Source organism: Caldifarcimen microaerophilum (assembly GCF_055387105.1).
The window spans coordinates 2143189-2161269 of sequence record NZ_AP038914.1 but is presented as its reverse complement, the minus strand read 5'-3'; the positions used below and the strand labels follow the sequence as shown (position 1 = coordinate 2161269).

Sequence of the window (18081 nt, the reverse complement as noted above, 5' to 3'; positions counted from 1 at the left end):
GATGTGCCCGACGTGAGGCTTTCCTCATTTCGGAGGATGGTGAGCCCGATCCCGCGGATCCTCCCGATATTGTTGCGGCGTTTCTCAGGCAAGGCCACTGGGGAATTTGACGTGGTATCCCGGGACGAGACCGGGTTCACCCTGAAAGCACCCTCCGCCCTTTTTTCTGAAGCCACCTCTGCAAAGAAACCCGCGTGTCATCCCATTGCTTCGTCCACCCAGGGCTTTGTGAAAGCCGTCACGGGGAAGAAGTCCAGGTCAAAGAGGTGACCTGCCGGGCCAGAGGATACGACGCCTGCGCGTTTGAGGTGCGGATGTCCTGACGCCGTGGCCCCGTTTCGCCCACCGCCCCGGGGACAAACTCCGGGGCGCTTGCCATTCACGTATTCTTAACGCTGGTTTCATACGCTTTTAACCCATTCCCGGTATCCTACAGACACATCCGCTGCAGTCCATCAAACCGGGAGGTGAACATATGCGACACACAGCAGCGATCCTGGCCCTCACCGCCCTGACCCTGGGGGCAACCCTCACGGGAGCAGGCTCCACCTTCATCTATCCCCTGCTCTCGTCCTGGGCCTATCAGTATGAGAAAGAAACGGGGAACCGGCTCAATTACCAGTCCATTGGCTCCGGCGGAGGGGTTCGGCAGATCGTGAACCGCACGGTGGACTTCGGGGCAAGCGATGCCCCCATGACGCCGGAAGAACTTGAGAAACACAATCTCTTCCAGTTTCCCGTGGCCATCGGAGGGGTGGTGGTGGCCTTCAACCTTCCCAAAGTCACCGAACTGAACCTGACCACGGAAGCCCTCTGCGGCGTGTTTCTGGGCAAAGTCACCCGGTGGAACGATCCCCTCATCCAGAAGGCCAATCCAGGGGTCAACCTTCCGGATCTCCCCATCCGGGTGGTGCACCGCTCGGATGGTTCCGGAACCACCTGGATCTTCACCCACTTCCTTTCCCAGGCCTGTCCGGAGTGGAAGGAAAAAGTAGGTTATGGCAAAGCCGTGGACTGGCCCACCGGAATCGGTGGCAAAGGCAATGAGGGCGTGGCCAACTATCTCCGGCGTCTCAAGGGAAGCATTGGATATGTGGAATACGCCTATGCCCTCCAGAACCGCCTGTCCACCGCCCGGGTGGAAAACCGGGATGGAAAGTTCGTGGAACCATCGGAGGAGGCCTTCCAGGAAGCCGCCCGCCACGCCAGCTGGAAGCCGGAAAATCACTTCTATGAGGTGCTCACCTGGGAACCGGGAGAGCGCGCCTATCCCGTCACCGGAGCCACCTTCATTCTCCTGGCCCGGGAGAAAAAAGAGAACAACCGGCGGGTGGTGGCGTTTTTCCAGTGGGCCTTTGAGAAGGGGGATGCCACGGCGGAAAAACTTCACTACATTCCCCTCCCGCAGAATGCAAAGGAAGCCATTCAGGCTTACTGGAAAGCCAATGGCCTGATGGAATGATCCGGAAACGCCTTGCCGATTATGGGGTGGGGGCCTTTCTCGGGGCCCTCGCCCTGTTTGTTGGTGCGATTTTCCCCCTGCTCACCCTTCTGGGGCTTTTGAAAGACGCCTGGCCCGCCATCGAAAAGTTCGGACTCCGGTTTTTCGTTTCAACCACCTGGGACCCCGTGCGGGAAGTGTTTGGGGCGCTTCCCGCCATCACGGGAACCCTCCTCACCACCGCCCTTTCCGCCCTGATCGCCTTTCCGGTGAGCGTCGGGATCGCCATTTTCATCACCGAGCTCTCCCCCCGTGTCCTCAAACCCTTCTGGACCACCGCGGTGGAACTCCTGGGCACCATTCCAAGCATCATCTATGGAATGTGGGGACTGTTTGTGATCGCTCCCCTCATGGCCAACCACGTGGAGCCTTTTCTCCAGACCACGCTGGGGAAGGTTCCCCTGATCGGTCCCCTCTTTTCCGGGGCCCCTCTGGGGATCGATGCCCTCACGGCGAGTTTCATCCTCTCCATCATGATCATTCCCTACATGGCCACCGTCATCAAGGACGCCTTTGAGATGGTGCCAGACCACATCAAGGAAGCGTCTTACGGTCTGGGAGCCACCCAGTGGGAAACCGTGTGGGGTGCGGTGATTCCCACCGCCTTTCCCGGAATTGTAGCGGGCTTTATTCTGGGCGTGGGACGGGCGCTGGGGGAAACCATGGCAGTCGCGTTCCTCACAGGAAACGTCCATCAGATTCCCCGTTCTCTTCTGGATCCTCTCACCACCATCACGGTGGCCATCGCCAACGAATTCACCGAGGCGGACACGGACATCTATCTGGGGGCTCTCTTTTATCTCGCCCTGGTTTTGTTTCTGGTGAGTTTTCTGCTGATGTACGTGGCCAAGGAGATCGTGTTTCTTCGGATTCGCAGGCGGTTTGAGGGGGCATGAAAAACAGGCGCAGGCTTGTGAACGTCACCATGCTGGGGCTTTCGGCCCTGGCCGCGCTGTATGGCCTGGTCTTTCTGCTCTGGATCCTGGCGGACGTCACCATCCGCGGCTTCCAGGCCCTTCACCTGGACCTCTTTCTGCATGACCCCGTGCCTCCGGGCATGGAAGGGGGCGGGCTGAAACACGCCTTCATCGGTCACGCCATCATCACCGGGCTTGCGGCTCTGATGGGCATTCCCATCGGCATCGGTGCCGGCATCTTTTTTGCCGAATACGGGCGCGCACACGCCTGGGCGCGGGTGTTGCGGAGCATCGTGGATGTGATGACCAGCATCCCGTCCATCGTGGTGGGGACGCTGGTGTATGCACTGATGGTTCAGCCCGTGGGGCATTTCATGGGGATTGCGGGGTCCGTGGCTCTCGCGCTTCTCATGCTCCCCATCATCGCCATCACCACCGACGAAGTCCTCCGGATGGTCCCGGATCATCTCCGGGAAGCGGCTTTCGCCCTGGGCGCCCGCAAGGTGGACGTGTTGAAGGTCACCCTCCAGGCGGGCCGGCGGGGCATCCTCACGGGGGTGATCCTGGGTATTGCCCGGATTTCCGGGGAAACCGCGCCCCTCCTGTTCACGTCCTTCAACAACGCCTTCACCGAACTGGATCCCACCAAGCCCATGGCCTCCCTCACCGTGACCATTTTCCAGTATGCCACGGGTCCGTATGACACGTGGCACGCCCAGGCCTGGGCGGCCTCTTTTATCTTAACCTTCACCACGCTCCTCTTTTTCATCCTGGCCAAGTGGGGGATTCGGCGGAACGGGCCGGGAGCATAATGCACGAAATCTGACCCGTCACCGCGGATACCCTCTCCATTTCACCCGCCCCACCGACACCACCAGAGACCTCCGGTATGCCACATTTTCCCCCTCCCCCAACCCCTCCCACCAGGGGAGGGGAGATAGCACTCTGTCCCGTCCGGCTATATGTTTACATCCGGAAGGGGGGAGTCGGTTCATGATGGCCTCCCGGATGCTTTGATGGCTTCAAAAGCTGGAATGACAACCTCTCCTCTGTACACCTCCTCCGGTGTCGCATACCCCAACGCCTCGTGAGGACGATCCGTGTTGTACAGCCTGATCGCCTCTTCCACCGCCCGACGCAACGACCCCTCGTCCGGAAATCCCTCCCCAAGCCCATACTCCCCCTTCAACGTCCCAATCGCCCGCTGGGCCCCCACGGCGTTTCCTTCAGGAAACGCCGTGGGGTACTCTACGCATTCCCCTTCCGACCCATGCTCGCCTGAATTCCCTGCCTTTCCAGATACTCCACGTACCGCCGGTTCGTGGACTCAACCCCATGGAAAAATCAGAGATTTTTCCATGGGGACCCCAAAATATCCTGCTGCTCCCTGAAAGAAAGCGGGGTCCCCACGAAATTTCTCTGAAATTTCGTGGGGTGTAAAGCGGAAATCCCCGCCCACCGGCAAAAACGTGATATCTGCCACCCACACCTGGTCCGGACCCGTGACCCAGAAACCCTTCAGACGATTGGGAAAAGTCTGATCTCCGGATCTTGTGGTCCGAACCCGGGATCGCGGGGATGGCACCGTCAGATCCGTCTCTCGAAGAAGGGCATACAGCCTGTCCCGTCCCATCCGGATCCCTTCTCGTTCCAGAAAGGGCTTCAACTTCACAAGAAGTTTTCGCCCGCCCATCCGGGGGTGCTTCCTCCGGATCATCTCACCCCACGGAGTTTCCATATGGAAACTCCGTGGGGACCCCTGCGTAGAGTTTTTCCGTCGCCCCGGGCGATGGGATCCCCAAGCGATTTCTTTGGAAATCGCTTGGGGTGTTTTTCGGGGTCCCCATGGCGTTTTCTTCAGAAAACGCCATGGGGTGTGAATCACCCCCGGTCCTCCTTTTTCTCTCGCCCGTTCGATGATCTCCGTCCGTTTTTTTTCGCGAGGTCCTTTCCATACGTCTCCTGATAGATCTCCAGCGTACCTTCCAGAACGGCCTTTTCCACGGCCAGACGGGCGATGGTTTTCTCCATCCAGGCAATCCGGCGACGGAGTTTCCGGATCTCGGCTTCGGCGTCGTTTTCCGTTCCCGAAGTTACAGGTGGATGCACGCTGTATTGCTCAATCCACCGCTTGATCGTCATGGTGCCTCCAATGCCATACTTCCTCCGGAGGGATGATAGCGAAGCCCCTTCCTCATATTCCCGGACCACCTGAAGTTTGAAGGCTTCCGTGTACCGTTTTTTCTTGCTTTTTCCAGACATTTCTTCTCCTCCCCCGACCCCCCTATGATACACCCAAAAATGTAAACGTTTTTCCGGACGGGTCAAAGTGCGAGCACCGGGACGAAGCGTTTCATCTACTTTCCTCCCTCCTCCCGCATACCGAGAGAAAGAACCACCAGGACCAACCATCCCCGCCGTTCGGTCATGACAGGAAAGTATAGAAAAGTTTTCAAAAATTCAAACCCCCGCGCTCCCGCCCTTTTCATGACCATCCTCCTGTTTCAGAAAACCACAACCTTCCGAATCCAGGTGTTGCCGATGCGAAGGCGATACACTCCCGGTCTCAACGGCCCCACCTCCAGCACCCTTCCCCGCACCGTTCCCGAAACCACCCTGCGCCCCAGCATGTCCTGAAGCCAGAAGGACGCCCCCTCCCACGTTTCGGGCATGTGTTCCACCCGAACCCGTCGGGGGAGCACCACCAGCCGGACAGGACGTTCCACCTCACCCCATCCCGGTGGCGGTTGACTCTGCCCCCGCAACACAAACCGCCCCATCCGGTTGGCATGAATGACAAGGTCTTTATAGAACAGCGGATAGAAAAACGAGGTGGGCACGGCATATTGCCAGTCATCCCAGTTTCCAGGCATCTCTCCCAAGCGTTCCACCGTGAATCTCTGCGGGTCCACCACATATCCGTATTGCGCGACGACCCACAGTGCACCGCTGGAATCCCCCAAACCGCTGAGCGCAGGCAGTCCTCCTCCTCCCGCTCCCAAGTGCATATACACCTTTCTGCCGAGCCTCCATCCCTCCCCCTCTGGAACCCACACCTTCAGGGTGCTCCCCAGGACGTGACTGTTCCATTCCCAGAACGCTTCCATCACCAGCAACGTATCTCGCCATCCCACCGTGGCCACCGCAACTTCAGGAGATGTAGGGATTTCCAGAATCTGGCGGCTCGCCGGCACAAGGCCGAACAACGGCTCATTGTATTCCATCACCCATAGGATATCTGGATAGGAAGGCAGCACCCGAAGCCACCCACCTCCAATGTTGAGATTCACCACCCACAGCGTATCCTCCGTGGGCCACCGGTAAAACACCAGATTCCCCCCCTCCCCCTCCCCCCACCCCACCAGCACCGTGTCCGACACCAGCACTGGAACCTGAATCCATCCAAACAACGGCCAGCGCTGAATGATCCGCCCGTCCACCGTGATCGCCCTCACCCCTCCTGCTCCTCCCGTCACAATCGTGTCCCCCACCACCATCACCGACTGCACCGCTTTCAACCCCGTCATCCCCCACACCAGCTCCAGATCCGGCAAACGAAACAGCTTCAGCGTCGTGTCCTTCTCCGGCTCCAGCGTCCCAAACGTGCTCGCCACCACCAGCAACGAATCCCCAATCAACACCGCTGCATTCACATTCGACACCATCTCCACCGAATCCACCACCTCACCCGTCTCCACATCCATCACCTCCAGCACCTCCCCTCCATTCGCCATATACAGCCTTCCATCACTCACCGCCGATTTCACTTCGGTCACAAACATATGTCCCCATGTCCAGAATTTGAACCACTGCACGTTCACATCGGGATACACGCCCCATGGATAGGTGTAACTTTGCCCCGGATCATACCCCGCAAAAGGCCAGCGGAAGGTGTCCCCCACCACCTGCAAGCCCACCCCTTCCTTCAACCACCCCACCTCCACGTTCCCATCCACTCCCCGAACCCACAACCCCACCTCTCCCGCCCCGCGCTTCCACCCATCCCGCATCACCCACATCACCGTATCCTGAAGCCTCGCCGGAGGGAGAGGGAAACGCTTCACCCTCACCGTGTGGGCGCGGGCACAGATGGGAGAGGTTTTCCCCGAAAGGGTGCACACCTTCCGGGCCAGAGGATCGCCAGAGGATTTCCCCCGTGAGAGAAGGAACAGAAGTCCCACTTCCTGGATGCCTGCGGGCTCGAAGGCGTCGAAGACAAGCATCACCCCCTTCTTCCCGGCCACGCCCTGAACCTGCAGGGCCGAAAGAAGGAGGAGAGACACAAATCCCGTCATCATCACGAAATCCTACATCGACCTCTTCGAAATTTCAAGTTGCGCTATATCGGCGGAATGCATCGAGTCAACCGACAGCACATTCTGCGCATGGTTCAGGTCATTATACAGCCCGCCCTTCTGAAGGAGGGTTTTGATCCGAGACGAGTCCAGAAATTAGCCCGTATCTTCACGAGAAACAAAGAATGTGGTCAGGTAGAGTGTTTCAAACGGTGTCACGGTGTCACGATGGGCCGGCAAAATCAACCAGCCCACGCGATACACACCCGGTTGATGGATCCGCAGGGTCATCTGGACGGAATCCCGATCCCCGGGTGAAAGTGCAAGGGTTTTCAGGGTGTCTCCACCAAGGAACTCCAGGCCTGAGGGCACCTTTGGACCAATGACGAAGGGGGCAGTTTAATCATCAGAAGCCTGGACGCGCAAGCGCAAGTGCAGAACGGTTCCCGTCTTGGGTTGGTTCCCTCCCTGGACGCTTCCCGAAAAATCGAAATGCAGGGCCTCCTGACCCATCAGCCATACGGGGATGAAGAACCACAGATACCGGATTTCCATCGGTAACCTCCTGTAAATGCCTGCTCAGATTCCGGATGAGCCATGCATCAAATTGAAGCACGTGATTTGGACTTTTCTGTTTTTGTGTGAACAGCAAAAAGCTATCCCGAAGACCAATCCACATCGAATGAGGAAGCATGTCACCCTCAATTTCTCCTTCCACATTACGATCCAGTTCATACCATTCCCCTGTTTGATAGTGCCTGAAATGATTCCCGAAAAGGAGTAAGCCAGTGGGTGGATGGAAGCGTGTGTGACCCGTCCGGAAAAACGTTTACATTTTTGGGTGTATCATAGGGGGGTCGGGGGAGGAGAAGAAATGTCTGGAAAAAGCAAGAAAAAACGGTACACGGAAGCCTTCAAACTTCAGGTGGTCCGGGAATATGAGGAAGGGGCTTCGCTATCATCCCTCCGGAGGAAGTATGGCATTGGAGGCACCATGACGATCAAGCGGTGGATTGAGCAATACAGCGTGCATCCACCTGTAACTTCGGGAACGGAAAACGACGCCGAAGCCGAGATCCGGAAACTCCGTCGCCGGATCGCCTGGATGGAGAAAACCATCGCCCGTCTGGCCGTGGAAAAGGCCGTTCTGGAAGGTACGCTGGAGATCTATCAGGAGACGTATGGAAAGGACCTCGCGAAAAAAAACGGACGGAGATCATCGAACGGGCGAGAGAAAAAGGAGGACCGGGGGTGACGGTGGAAGCCGTATGCAGAGCCATGGGGATCACCCGCCAGGCGTACTATCAGAAGAAGCGTCGGGAGAAACGAAGGCGAGAAGAGGAGGAGAAGGTTATCTTCATGGTCCAGATGATCCGGAGGAAGCACCCCCGGATGGGCGGGCGAAAACTTCTTGTGAAGTTGAAGCCCTTTCTGGAACGAGAAGGGATCCGGATGGGACGGGACAGGCTGTATGCCCTTCTTCGAGAGACGGATCTGACGGTGCCATCCCCGCGATCCCGGGTTCGGACCACAAGATCCGGAGATCAGACTTTTCCCAATCGTCTGAAGGGTTTCTGGGTCACGGGTCCGGACCAGGTGTGGGTGGCAGATATCACGTTTTTGCCGGTGGGCGGGGATTTCCGGTATCTGTTTGTTGTAATGGACCTGTACAGCCGGAAGATCGTGGGATGGAGGGTGGGTCGGAGCCTGGAGGGGACCTATGCGCTGGAGGCACTGCAGATGGCGGTGGAAGGCGCGTTGTGGAAGCGGGAGGGGATGGTGCATCACAGCGACCATGGGGTGCAGTACACGAACCGGCGGTACGTGGAGTATCTGGAAAGGCAGGGAATTCAGGCGAGCATGGGTCGGAAGGGGAATGCGTAGAGTACCCCACGGCGTTTCCTGAAGGAAACGCCGTGGGGGCCCAGCGGGCGATTGGGACGTTGAAGGGGGAGTATGGGCTTGGGGAGGGATTTCCGGACGAGGGGTCGTTGCGTCGGGCGGTGGAAGAGGCGATCAGGCTGTACAACACGGATCGTCCTCACGAAGCGTTGGGGTATGCGACACCGGAGGAGGTGTACAGAGGAGAGGTTGTCATTCCAGCTTTTGAAGCCATCAAAGCATCCGGGAGGCCATCATGAACCGACTCCCCCCTTCCGGATGTAAACATATAGCCGGACGGGACAAGGTCCCCTGTGTGTGGATCCAACTTCCAGAATCCCCGACATTCCCAGTGACGTCCATAATCGAAAATAACCCAGACACACCCATACATCTGGCCGGTGGAGGGAACCAGGATGCCGTAGAAGTTGGTTGCAAGATGGATGACGTCCGGACCTTCCTCTTGTTGCCGGTCATTCAGAGGCCAGAAGGGAAGATACTGGCAGGAACCGAAGATCAGCGAAAGTGCGAGCACCGGGACGAAGCGTTTCATCTACTTTCCTCCCTCCTCCCGCATGTCAGGGGAGAGAACCATCCGAACCAGGATCAGAGCCCCCCACCGTTTTGCCATGTTGGAATGGTAAAGAAAGATCCTCATAAATTCAAACCCCCGCGCTCTGACCGCGGAACGAACACCGAGATGGCGTTCGTCCCGGTGCCGAACGGAATGTGATTCCACGTGCTGTCTGTCCAGGCGATGAACCCGCTCGTGCCGTTGGTATCCGCAATCTTTTCGTCCCACATAATGGTATCCCCATCCCACGTCCTCAACCAGAAGGCCACCGAATACACCCCACGCGGTTTTCTCTGGAAAACCACGTGGGGACCCCCGAAAAACCACCCAAAATGAGGGGTTTTCCCTAAACTGACGAGGTATTATCTCCCCACCCCTGGCGGGGGGGCTGGGGGGCCATGGACGGTCTCCAATCGCGTAATCTCATGGAGGCTTAGTCCGTGGAAAACCCGGATCGAAAGCATGGTGTCTGACTCATGGGTAAACCGCGATTTTTTGGTGGACGGTTCTCTGCCGTTCCTGTATGGTTAAACCATGGCGCACAAATTCCCCCACGAGAACTGGGAACGTCTCGTGTCCCCGGAACGCAGGGAATGGCAGGACCCGGATCGGCTGCTGGACGCGCTGAGGGTGAAGCCTTCGGAGGTGTGGGCCGATGTGGGGTGCGGTCCCGGGTTTTTCACCCTTCCCCTGGCCCGGCGGGTGGCGAAGGTGTATGCGGTGGACATTCAGGCGCCCATGCTGGGCATCCTCCGGAACCGTCTGCGGGAAGCGGGGGTGGACAATGTGGAGATGGTGCTTTCCGGTGAAAACCACATTCCCCTGCCCGAAAAAGCCGTGGACGGAACCCTGCTGGTGAACGTGTTCCACGAGGTGCAGGATGGGGAAGCCTTTTTCCGGGAACTGGTCCGGATCACCCGCCGGCGCATCGTGATCGTGGACTGGAAACGGGAAGAAACCCCCGCCGGACCGCCGCTGGAGGAACGGCTCTCGGAGTTTGCGGTCCACAATTTTCTGGTGGGTCGGGGCGAGGTGCAGGCGGTGAAACCCCACGACATCTATCCCTATCACTACGTTCTGGAAGCCATTCTGGCTCCAAACCGGGAGAACGGACAGGGATGAACCCGGTGATCCGTCTGGAGAACGTCACGAAGGTGTTTGGTTCGGGCGAGGCCCGGACCGTGGCGGTGAAGGGGGTGACCCTGGAGATCGGCTCCGGGGAACGGGTGGTGCTTTCCGGGCCCTCCGGAAGCGGCAAAACCACCCTCCTCAACCTGATGAGCGGTCTGGAAGCCCCCACCGAGGGCCGGGTGTTTTTTGAGGACCGGGATCTCACCCGGATGGACGAGGACACCCTCTCGGAACTTCGACTGCGCCGGATGGGGTTTGTGTTTCAGGCCTTCAACCTGATTCCCGTTCTCACCGCGCAGGAAAACGCCGAACTGGTGCTCCTGATGCTGGGCGTGGACCGGGCAGAGCGGGAGCGAAGGATCCGGTCCTATTTTGAAAAACTGGGCATTGCAGGACTGGAGAAACGCCGGCCTGCTCAGATGAGCGGGGGCCAGCAGCAGCGGGTGGCCGTGGTTCGTGCCCTGGCTCACGAGCCCCGTGTGGTGTTTCTGGACGAACCCACCGCCAACCTGGATACGGACAACGCCCGGAACCTCATGGACCTCCTGGTCCGGCTCAACGAGGAAGAGGGCGTGACGCTGATCTTCTCCTCCCACGATCCCCTGGTGATTTCCTATGCCCGACGGGTGATCCGTTTGCGGGACGGTCGCGTCCTGGAAGATGTGCTCCAGGAAGCCCTCCCGTCCTCCTGAGTTGCAGCGGTCGTGATCCCTTCTGCATGGCTCTGGGCGGGGCTTGCGCTGGGTGGGGCGGCCTGCGGTGTGGAATTCCGGGAACTTGCAGGGGCGTGGTTTGCTCCGAAGGCTCTGGTCCGGCTCCTGCCGGATCTGGAAGGCGTGGGTTTCCACGCAAGCGCCCTCCGGCTGGAATGTTCAGGAGAAGGACGCCACATCCGCCTCTCCGGTGCGCTGGAAGGGCGGTCGTCCTGGGCCACCACACCCTTTCTCTTTCTCTGGACCGTTCCGGGACCTGAACCTCTCCGGTGGTCCGGGCTGGCTGACATCCGGAGGGACACGGTGGGGCGCATTGTCCTTGAAGGCGAAATCCTCCGTGGGGAGGCCATGGTGCAGGGGCCCTTTTTTGCCTTCGGGGTGGGGAGGATGCCCGTCCATCCCGGGGTGAGCCGGGTGGCCGGTGTGCTGGATGTGGTCACCCCCCGCCCACCCACCACCCTGGATCCGGGACTGGAGCCCACCGGGGACTTTGTCCGGCTCTGGCTTTTTCGGAACGCCCTGGGGGGTGGGGTTCTGGTGCATGATGATTCCTCCTGGCTGGGACTTGCCCGGCTGGACCAGGGGTTGACCACCCTGGGAGGGCTGGGGGGCGTGCTCCGGGGAGAAACCTTCCTGGGTGCCTATGGGGAACGGCTGGAGGAGCCTTTCATTCTGTGGGTGGAGGGGCGATGGCATCCTGGGAAAGATTCATCGGATCGGCGAAGGGAGTGGGCTGTGGAGACGGGCTTCACCTATCTATCCGGGAACCGCGAGTTTTCCCTGGCAATGGTGCGCTATGCCGATCTCTCCCCCTCGGCAAGAAGCCGTCTCATGGCCAGAGGGTTCCGGTGGCTGGGAGGAGGGGCGTATGCGATCCCGAAGATGTCCTGGTCTTTCCAGACCGTGAACCGGCTGGAGGGACTGGCCATCCTGAACCTGGAGGACCGATCGGTCCTGCTCCAGGCGTACCTCTACCGGGATCTCTCCGATCGCCAGGACCTCGCCCTCTGGCTTTTCCGGGGATGGGGAGACCTCGATCAGGAATTCGGTCCCCTGGGATGGGGGATCGGTCTCTACTGGCGATACGTGGAATAACGCGTGCCGTTCAGAGTTCCTCCAGGGAGCTTTCCAGGGCCCGGAGAAGCCGCATGCGGGTGAAGGATTTGATGGCGTCCTGAAGCTCTTTCCGGGTCATCTCCTTCAGGGTTTTGCGAAGTTCGGGGACGTTCTGGATCTTCTTCCGGGATGTCTCCACCAGTTCCCGAATGGTGATGCGCTCCCCTTTGCGTTCCTCCAGTTCTCTCCAGGTTTCTTCCAGCAGGTTCAGGATGTGAACCCGGCGGAACAGGGATTCAAACACCCGCCAGTCCTCGTTGTCCAGCTGTTCCAGCCGCTCCCGGAGTGCCGCGATGAGTTCGTCTTTCTTTCGGGGGCGGCGTTTGCGGTTTTCCCGCACGATTCGACGGGCTTCCACCCGCTCCAGGAGCTGCCACAGCCCCTGAAGTTCTTCCATCTTCATGCCTTCGAGCTGCGTGAGGATCGTTTTTCGAAATTCCATACCCACCTCCCTGGCGTTAGGATCCAACCGATGCCTGAATATCCCGGGCCAGCGCCCGGAGGTTTTCTTTCACCGCCTCTTCGTCCAGACCCTGAATCTCGCCCGCGAGGAGCAGGGCCTTCCCCCGGACCCAGACGGAGTCCACGTCGGTGGACTTTGCCGAATAGGCGATCCAGGAATAGGGATCGTAGTGGGGTGCGGCGTGGATGGCGTCTGTGCGGAGGACCACCACATCTGCCTCTTTGCCAGGCTCCAGACTCCCGATGCGATTGTCCAGATGGAGGGCCCGGGCCCCTCCCAGGGTGGCCATTTCCACGACGGTTCGGGCGTCCATCACCGTGGGGTCCAGACGCACACCTTTCTGGATGAGTGCCGCTGTGCGCATCTCTCCGATCATGTCCAGGTCGTTGTTGGACGCGTTTCCATCCGTGGCCAGTCCCACCCGGATCCCGAACCGAAGGTAATCCGGAATGGGCGCCACGCCCGAGGCGAGTTTCAGATTGGACTCCGGACAGTGGGCCACCGCCACATCCCGATCCCGATAGATGGTCTTCTCCTCATCGTCCACCCACACGCTGTGGGCCCCCACCACCCGGTCGTCCAGAAAACCCAGGTGGTCCAGGTGACGAACGGGCGTGGTCCCATAGCGTTCCCGGATGATCTCCACTTCGTTCCGGGTTTCGGCGATGTGGGTGAGGATCAGAACGCCATAACGATCCGCCAGCGCGCGGCTTTTCTTGAGAAGTTCGGGGGAGCAGGAATAGGGGGCATGGGGCGCCACGGCGGGAAAGATCAGTTCATCCCCCTGGAACTTCAGGATCAGGGCTTCGGTGCGGCGAAGCTGTTCCTCCGGTGTGGGTGCCGCGGGGGTGGGAAAGTCGATCACCCCTTCCCCCAGAACGGCCCGCATGCCGAACTCCCGGACAATTTCACCCGCCAGGTCCTGGAAGAAATACATGTCGGCAAAGGTGGTGGTTCCGCTCCGGACCATCTCAATGAGGGCACCGGGCAGGGCTGTCCGGATGAAGGTTTCATTCACGAACCGGCTTTCCGAAGGCCAGATGTACTTCTCCAGCCACTCCATGAGAGGGAGGTCGTCGGCAAGCCCCCGGAAGGGGATCATGGCCGCGTGGGTGTGGGTGTTGACGATGCCGGGCATCACAATGGCCGGCCGGCGATCCACCACCGTGGCGTCCGGATGACGCCGGAGGAGCTCTTCAGCCGAACCCACCTCCACGATGTGTGTTCCTTCAAACACCACCGCACCCTCCTGGATGGGTGGAGAAGTGATGGGAAGCACCCAGTCTCCCCGAACCAGCGTTTTCATGCAGAGCCTCCTTCTCGTTCAAAGAGCACCGCAGCACCCAGAATGCCGGCTTCTTCAACGAACTTTGTTCGCGTGACCGAAACATTCCGGATGTCTTTCGCCAGAAGAACGTCGTCAAGCGTTTCGAAAAGATAAGGAGAAAACCGGCCCCACGCATGGGCGATGCCCCCGCCCACAAGCACCCGCTCCACATCCAGCAGGTGAACCACGGACACCACCGTGTGTCCCAGGATCGTTCCGTACGTCCGGAAAAACGCCTCCACCCGGGGATGATCCGACCGGGCCAGGTCTTCCATGGTGTGGAGGCCCTCTGGAATGCGCTGCTGGGCGCGGTTGTTCTGGATCCATGCTTCCACCGCCCATCCGCCGAGATAGGCTTCCACACATCCCCGGTTTCCGCACCGGCACACCGGACCGGAAAGGGGAGCGAGAGACATGTGGCCGATTTCCCCGGCAAGCCCACCGCCCCGCATCAGCTGGCCGTCCATCCAGACCCCTCCGCCCACTCCCGTGCCCAGGGCGATCAGCACCGCACTGCGGGCCCCTCTGCCGTTTCCATACGCAACCTCTCCCAGCAGGGCGACATTCACGTCGTTGTCCATCCGGATGGGAAAGTCAAAGAGCTCTTCGAGTTGAGGCCGGCTCACCCACCAGACGGGCGGGAGGTTGGGGGCCTGGACCACCTGTTCGTTTTTCACAAGCCCCGCCAGGCCCACCCCCACACCCCGGATGTCTCTCCAGCGAAATTCGAAGCGTTTTTTGAGCGCCGGAACAAGGTCCCGGGGATGCCCCGGTGTGGGGAAGACCGCCTGGTCCAGCACCTGTCCTTCTTTCACCAGTCCCGCTTTCACCCGGGTGCCCCCGATATCCAGGGCCAGGATCATCGTCCCACCACCTCGGGGAAGTTCCGTTCCAGAAGTCCCTGCACCAGGTTACGAACGGCCGATTCCACCGCAGTTCGGGTGTCCTGCACGCGCTGACTTCCCCGTGCCCGGATCTGTCCCTCCCCTCCTTCCCGGAGATCCAGGAAGATAACCGTCATCTGCACCTGGCCGTTGTTCCACTCCACCTCGCCATAGACCACCACCTGGGCGTTGACCTGCATTCCGATTTCACGGGCGAGATCCAGGGTCATGTTGTCCCGCCGGGCGTTGAGACGGTCCGCCACCTGCGCGACATCTCCCCGCAGCACGAGATCAATCCTGGAATACGCCCGGAGAGCCTTGTGGGCTTCTTCTTCCACAATTTCTGCCCAGCCCCGCTGTCGGGTTTCCGGTGTGCGGGCCAGGAAGGGGGCAACCGCGATCCGGAGGCGCTGGGTGGTGGCGGACACCGCTGTTCGGTTCAGTTCGTCGAGGACCATGGAGGTTAGATCCAGGGCAGGGTCCCAGAACACTGCGCCGGCTTCTTTGACGTCGATCACCAGGGCGAGTCCCTGCTCGGTGGCAAGCCGCTGGATCACCTCATGGATGCGGTCCATGTAGGGCTGGAGGATGTCCTGGCTTCGCCGGGCGTATTCCCCACCCGGACCCCAGATGCGCTGAACAAAGCTCTGCAGGTCCTTCTCCAGTGCGTCAATCTGGTCCAGCATTTCCAGACGCTGTTCTTCGGTCATGGCGGGGCTCTGGGTCCGGAACCGGGCTTTGAGTTCGTTGATCTGCTGCTGGAGGCTGTCTCGCTGGCGGATCCATTCCCGGTTCAGGCGGTCAATTTCGTTGCGGGCGGCCTGGAAATCCACGTATTCCCGTTCAATGCGCCCCATATCCACCAGTCCCACCTGCAGGGCCGAAACCAGCAGCAAACCCAGCATCACCATGGAAAGCCTCCTGCGTGCGTTTTCCAGAGATTCGGTCGGCGGGCTTCCAGCAGACGCTCCTCTTCTCCGTTCCAGCCTGCACCTGTGGTGAGTCGAACCCCATAACGGGTCGCCATGGCTTCAAGTTGGCCCCACCAGCGGTCCCTCCGGGTATCCCGCAGGGGATGGTGATCCACCACCAGCACCTCCAGTGAGGGGAGGGCATGAAGAAGTTTCTCCATATGCGTGAAAAAGGCGTCAGGCATCTTCCCACCGGGTGCCATGGGGGGATCAAGAAAGAGCACCTGGGGGGCAAAGGACAGAATACCCTCCAGGTGATCTTCCCGAACCGGTCCCTGAATATCGGAAGTGTAAAGTACCCGATGCCCACCGAATTCCACGCCCACCATCATCACCGTCCCCAGGCGGGGGGTCATCCCGTGAAATAGAGAAGGAGAAAACCAGAAAGATACGTCTGAAGCGGGCGAAAGGGTTTTGCCTTGAGGAATGCTCCAGGGAATGTTCCGCTCATCAAGTGCACGGATCAAAAGCTCTGCCCGTGCTTTCTGGCTCCGGTTCGTGTCCTCAGGGGATTTGAGAAAAACGTGAGGTGGAGGCTCCGGGAAGGTGAGGGGGAGATAGGGAACCTGGTGGTCGTGATGGTAGTGGGTGATGGCCACCCATCTCGCCGAGGCGAGGGCCTCTCGGATTCGCTCCCACGCGGCAAAAAAGGCCTGAAGTTCCTCCGGTGCAGGAGGCAGCCCCTGCACCCGGGGCGCCAGGGCCACGCACGGATCCACGAGCAACACCCCCTTCCCCGTCTCCACCTGCAGGGCAAAGGCCCGCACGCCCAGACTTTCCGAGGCCAGGACCTTCACCTCCGGTGCCCGGCCTCCTTCAGACCGCATGGGCCAGGTCCCGGAATTCCTCAAGGGTTTCGAAAATGAGTTCCAGTTCGAAGAGGATGAGTTCCAGGGTGATGTGGATGTCCAGGAGCACGGCGTCCTCTTCCGGATCTTCCACCCACTCCGGAAACATCTGGAGAAGTTCCTGCACCTCCCGGGCCAGGATGCGCACCCGCTCCCCGAGATCCCGGTAGGTGTGCTGAAGGAGCGCGTCGGTCACGCGGTGAGCACCTGTTCGATCCGTTCCAGCGCCCAGTCGATCTCTTCTTTCGTGATCACGAGGGGTGGGGCGAAACGGATGACCTGGTGGTGGGTTTCTTTGGCCAGAATTCCCAGATCCATGAGCCGCTCGCAGAAGGGCCGTGCGGTTCCATGTTCCTCTTTGATCTCCACGCCGATCAGGAGTCCCTTGCCCCGGACTTCTTTAACGTAGGGGCTCGGAATGGCCCGGAGACGCTCCATGAAATAGTTTCCAAGCTCAAAGGCCCGTTCGGGGAGACGCTCTTCCACGATGACGTCCAGGGAGGCCATGCCCACCACGGCGGCGAGGGGGTTGCCGCCAAAGGTGGAACCGTGATCGCCCGGAGTGAAGACATCCATCACCTCGTCGTCGGCCAGGATGCCCGACACGGGATACACCCCGCCTCCCAGGGCCTTGCCCACGATGAGCACGTCAGGACGGGCGTTCTCGTATTCATAGGCAAACAGTTTCCCCGTCCGTCCCAGGCCGGTCTGGATTTCATCCAGCATGAGGAGGACGTTGTGTTGGCGGGTGATGTCCCGGACTTTCGCCAGATAGCCTTCTGGCGGCACGATCACCCCGCCCTCCCCCTGGATGGGCTCAAGGAGGACCGCTACGGTGTTCGGCGTGATGGCCTTTTCGATGGCTTCGGCGTCCCCATAGGGCACGATTTTGAAACCGGGGGTAAAGGGCCCGAAGCCGTACCGGTACTGGGCTTCGGTGGAAAAGCTGATGATGGTGATGGTGCGGCCGTGGAAGTTGTTTTCGGCCACGATGATTTCCGCCTGATTGTCCGGCACGCCCTTTTTGAGGTATCCCCATTTCCGGGCGGCTTTCAGGGCGGTTTCCACCGCCTCCGCACCGGTGTTCATGGGAAGAAACTTGTCATATCCCGTGAGGCGGGTGATCTTTTCCATGAAGGGGCCGAGCTGGTCGTTGTGAAAGGCACGGGAAGTCAGGGTGATGCGTTCCAGCTGGGCTTTCACCGCCTGGAGGATCCGGGGGTGCCGGTGGCCCTGGTTGAGGGCGGAATAGGCGGAGAGCATGTCCAGGTATTTCTTCCCCTCCACGTCCCACACCCACACGCCTTCGCCCTTCGTGAGCACCACGGGAAGGGGGTGATAGTTGTGGGCGCCGTAGGTCTCGGCAAGATCGATCAATTCCTGCGTCCGGGTCATCTGGCTCATGGCCCGCTCCTTGTTTGGAAAAACACCCCCAAAGATACGCCTTTTCCGGGGAACCA

24 protein-coding genes are annotated in these 18081 nt (G+C 59.9%); 10 read left to right on the top strand and 14 right to left on the bottom strand.

Annotated elements, in window-relative coordinates; genetic code table 11:
• Positions 1-475: 475 nt before the first annotated feature.
• The 3 genes from pstS to pstA are packed head-to-tail and all read left to right on the top strand — an operon-like array spanning position 476 to position 3230.
• Positions 476-1462 carry a phosphate ABC transporter substrate-binding protein PstS gene (gene pstS / locus AC6HU3_RS10220; RefSeq protein ID WP_497473657.1) on the top strand — a complete coding sequence of 329 codons (987 nt, stop codon included), beginning with the start codon at positions 476-478 and terminating at the stop codon, positions 1460-1462.
• Positions 1459-2397 (top strand): phosphate ABC transporter permease subunit PstC, encoded by a 939-nt coding sequence (gene pstC / locus AC6HU3_RS10215; RefSeq protein WP_497473656.1) that lies wholly within the window; start codon positions 1459-1461, stop codon positions 2395-2397. Before pstS ends, pstC begins: the two co-directional genes overlap by 4 nt.
• The gene (gene pstA / locus AC6HU3_RS10210; RefSeq protein ID WP_497473655.1) at positions 2394-3230 is read left to right on the top strand and encodes a phosphate ABC transporter permease PstA; all 837 of its coding nucleotides are present in this window, start codon (positions 2394-2396) and stop codon (positions 3228-3230) included. The genes pstC and pstA overlap by 4 nt, the downstream gene beginning before the upstream one ends.
• 179 nt (positions 3231-3409) lie before the next feature.
• Here the strand turns inward: pstA and AC6HU3_RS10205 are convergent, their stop codons facing one another.
• The 7 genes from AC6HU3_RS10205 to AC6HU3_RS10175 form a co-directional block, all read right to left on the bottom strand.
• Positions 3410-3634, bottom strand: coding sequence for an integrase core domain-containing protein (locus AC6HU3_RS10205; RefSeq protein WP_497473271.1), 225 nt, complete (start codon positions 3632-3634; stop codon positions 3410-3412).
• A gap of 111 nt (positions 3635-3745) precedes the next feature.
• A complete protein-coding gene (locus AC6HU3_RS10200; RefSeq protein WP_497473654.1) occupies positions 3746-4156 on the bottom strand; it encodes a hypothetical protein in 411 nt (136 codons plus the stop codon).
• Positions 4157-4299: 143 nt separating this feature from the next.
• Complete coding sequence (locus AC6HU3_RS10195) at positions 4300-4680, bottom strand: transposase (protein WP_497473649.1); 381 nt, start codon at positions 4678-4680, stop codon at positions 4300-4302.
• Positions 4681-4775: 95 nt separating this feature from the next.
• The gene (locus AC6HU3_RS10190) at positions 4776-4907 is read right to left on the bottom strand and encodes a hypothetical protein (protein ID WP_497473653.1); all 132 of its coding nucleotides are present in this window, start codon (positions 4905-4907) and stop codon (positions 4776-4778) included.
• Positions 4908-4922: 15 nt separating this feature from the next.
• On the bottom strand, positions 4923-6716 hold the full coding sequence (locus AC6HU3_RS10185; RefSeq protein WP_497473652.1) for a hypothetical protein: 1794 nt from the start codon (positions 6714-6716) through the stop codon (positions 4923-4925).
• Between the two features lie 153 nt (positions 6717-6869).
• The gene (locus tag AC6HU3_RS10180; protein ID WP_497473651.1) at positions 6870-7085 is read right to left on the bottom strand and encodes a hypothetical protein; all 216 of its coding nucleotides are present in this window, start codon (positions 7083-7085) and stop codon (positions 6870-6872) included.
• A 27-nt stretch (positions 7086-7112) separates the two neighbouring features.
• The gene (locus AC6HU3_RS10175; RefSeq protein ID WP_497473650.1) at positions 7113-7268 is read right to left on the bottom strand and encodes a hypothetical protein; all 156 of its coding nucleotides are present in this window, start codon (positions 7266-7268) and stop codon (positions 7113-7115) included.
• A gap of 319 nt (positions 7269-7587) precedes the next feature.
• Here AC6HU3_RS10175 and AC6HU3_RS10170 point away from each other — a divergent pair, with 319 nt between their 5' ends.
• The 7 genes from AC6HU3_RS10170 (at position 7588) to AC6HU3_RS10140 (ending at position 12107) form a co-directional block, all read left to right on the top strand.
• Complete coding sequence (locus tag AC6HU3_RS10170; protein WP_497473649.1) at positions 7588-7968, top strand: transposase; 381 nt, start codon at positions 7588-7590, stop codon at positions 7966-7968.
• Complete coding sequence (locus tag AC6HU3_RS10165; RefSeq protein WP_497473272.1) at positions 7965-8597, top strand: IS3 family transposase; 633 nt, start codon at positions 7965-7967, stop codon at positions 8595-8597. The genes AC6HU3_RS10170 and AC6HU3_RS10165 overlap by 4 nt, the downstream gene beginning before the upstream one ends.
• 32 nt (positions 8598-8629) lie before the next feature.
• Entirely contained in the window at positions 8630-8854 is a 225-nt protein-coding gene (locus tag AC6HU3_RS10160) for an integrase core domain-containing protein (protein ID WP_497473271.1), read from the top strand.
• 179 nt (positions 8855-9033) lie between these two features.
• A complete protein-coding gene (locus tag AC6HU3_RS10155) occupies positions 9034-9327 on the top strand; it encodes a hypothetical protein (RefSeq protein ID WP_497473648.1) in 294 nt (97 codons plus the stop codon).
• Between the two features lie 375 nt (positions 9328-9702).
• Positions 9703-10290 carry a class I SAM-dependent methyltransferase gene (locus AC6HU3_RS10150; RefSeq protein ID WP_497473647.1) on the top strand — a complete coding sequence of 196 codons (588 nt, stop codon included), beginning with the start codon at positions 9703-9705 and terminating at the stop codon, positions 10288-10290.
• A complete protein-coding gene (locus AC6HU3_RS10145) occupies positions 10287-10991 on the top strand; it encodes an ABC transporter ATP-binding protein (protein WP_497473646.1) in 705 nt (234 codons plus the stop codon). Before AC6HU3_RS10150 ends, AC6HU3_RS10145 begins: the two co-directional genes overlap by 4 nt.
• Before the next feature lie 12 nt (positions 10992-11003).
• The gene (locus tag AC6HU3_RS10140; protein ID WP_497473645.1) at positions 11004-12107 is read left to right on the top strand and encodes a hypothetical protein; all 1104 of its coding nucleotides are present in this window, start codon (positions 11004-11006) and stop codon (positions 12105-12107) included.
• A gap of 10 nt (positions 12108-12117) precedes the next feature.
• On the opposite strand, the gene AC6HU3_RS10135 is transcribed toward AC6HU3_RS10140, so the two are convergent.
• From AC6HU3_RS10135 to rocD, 7 genes are read right to left on the bottom strand one after another with little or no spacing between them, the layout of a single operon-like run.
• Positions 12118-12531 (bottom strand): hypothetical protein, encoded by a 414-nt coding sequence (locus AC6HU3_RS10135; protein ID WP_497473644.1) that lies wholly within the window; start codon positions 12529-12531, stop codon positions 12118-12120.
• Between the two features lie 55 nt (positions 12532-12586).
• Positions 12587-13897 carry an amidohydrolase gene (locus tag AC6HU3_RS10130; RefSeq protein WP_497473643.1) on the bottom strand — a complete coding sequence of 437 codons (1311 nt, stop codon included), beginning with the start codon at positions 13895-13897 and terminating at the stop codon, positions 12587-12589.
• Positions 13894-14781: an ROK family protein gene (locus AC6HU3_RS10125; protein WP_497473642.1), complete on the bottom strand. Its 888-nt coding sequence runs from the start codon at positions 14779-14781 to the stop codon at positions 13894-13896. The genes AC6HU3_RS10130 and AC6HU3_RS10125 overlap by 4 nt, the downstream gene beginning before the upstream one ends.
• The gene (locus tag AC6HU3_RS10120; protein WP_497473641.1) at positions 14778-15713 is read right to left on the bottom strand and encodes an OmpH/Skp family outer membrane protein; all 936 of its coding nucleotides are present in this window, start codon (positions 15711-15713) and stop codon (positions 14778-14780) included. The genes AC6HU3_RS10125 and AC6HU3_RS10120 overlap by 4 nt, the downstream gene beginning before the upstream one ends.
• Positions 15707-16600, bottom strand: a complete 894-nt coding sequence (locus tag AC6HU3_RS10115) for an MBL fold metallo-hydrolase (protein ID WP_497473640.1) — start codon at positions 16598-16600, stop codon at positions 15707-15709. Before AC6HU3_RS10115 ends, AC6HU3_RS10120 begins: the two co-directional genes overlap by 7 nt.
• Positions 16590-16817 (bottom strand): hypothetical protein, encoded by a 228-nt coding sequence (locus AC6HU3_RS10110; protein ID WP_497473639.1) that lies wholly within the window; start codon positions 16815-16817, stop codon positions 16590-16592. Before AC6HU3_RS10110 ends, AC6HU3_RS10115 begins: the two co-directional genes overlap by 11 nt.
• Entirely contained in the window at positions 16814-18016 is a 1203-nt protein-coding gene (rocD, locus tag AC6HU3_RS10105) for an ornithine--oxo-acid transaminase (protein WP_497536317.1), read from the bottom strand. Before rocD ends, AC6HU3_RS10110 begins: the two co-directional genes overlap by 4 nt.
• Positions 18017-18081 lie beyond the last annotated feature (65 nt).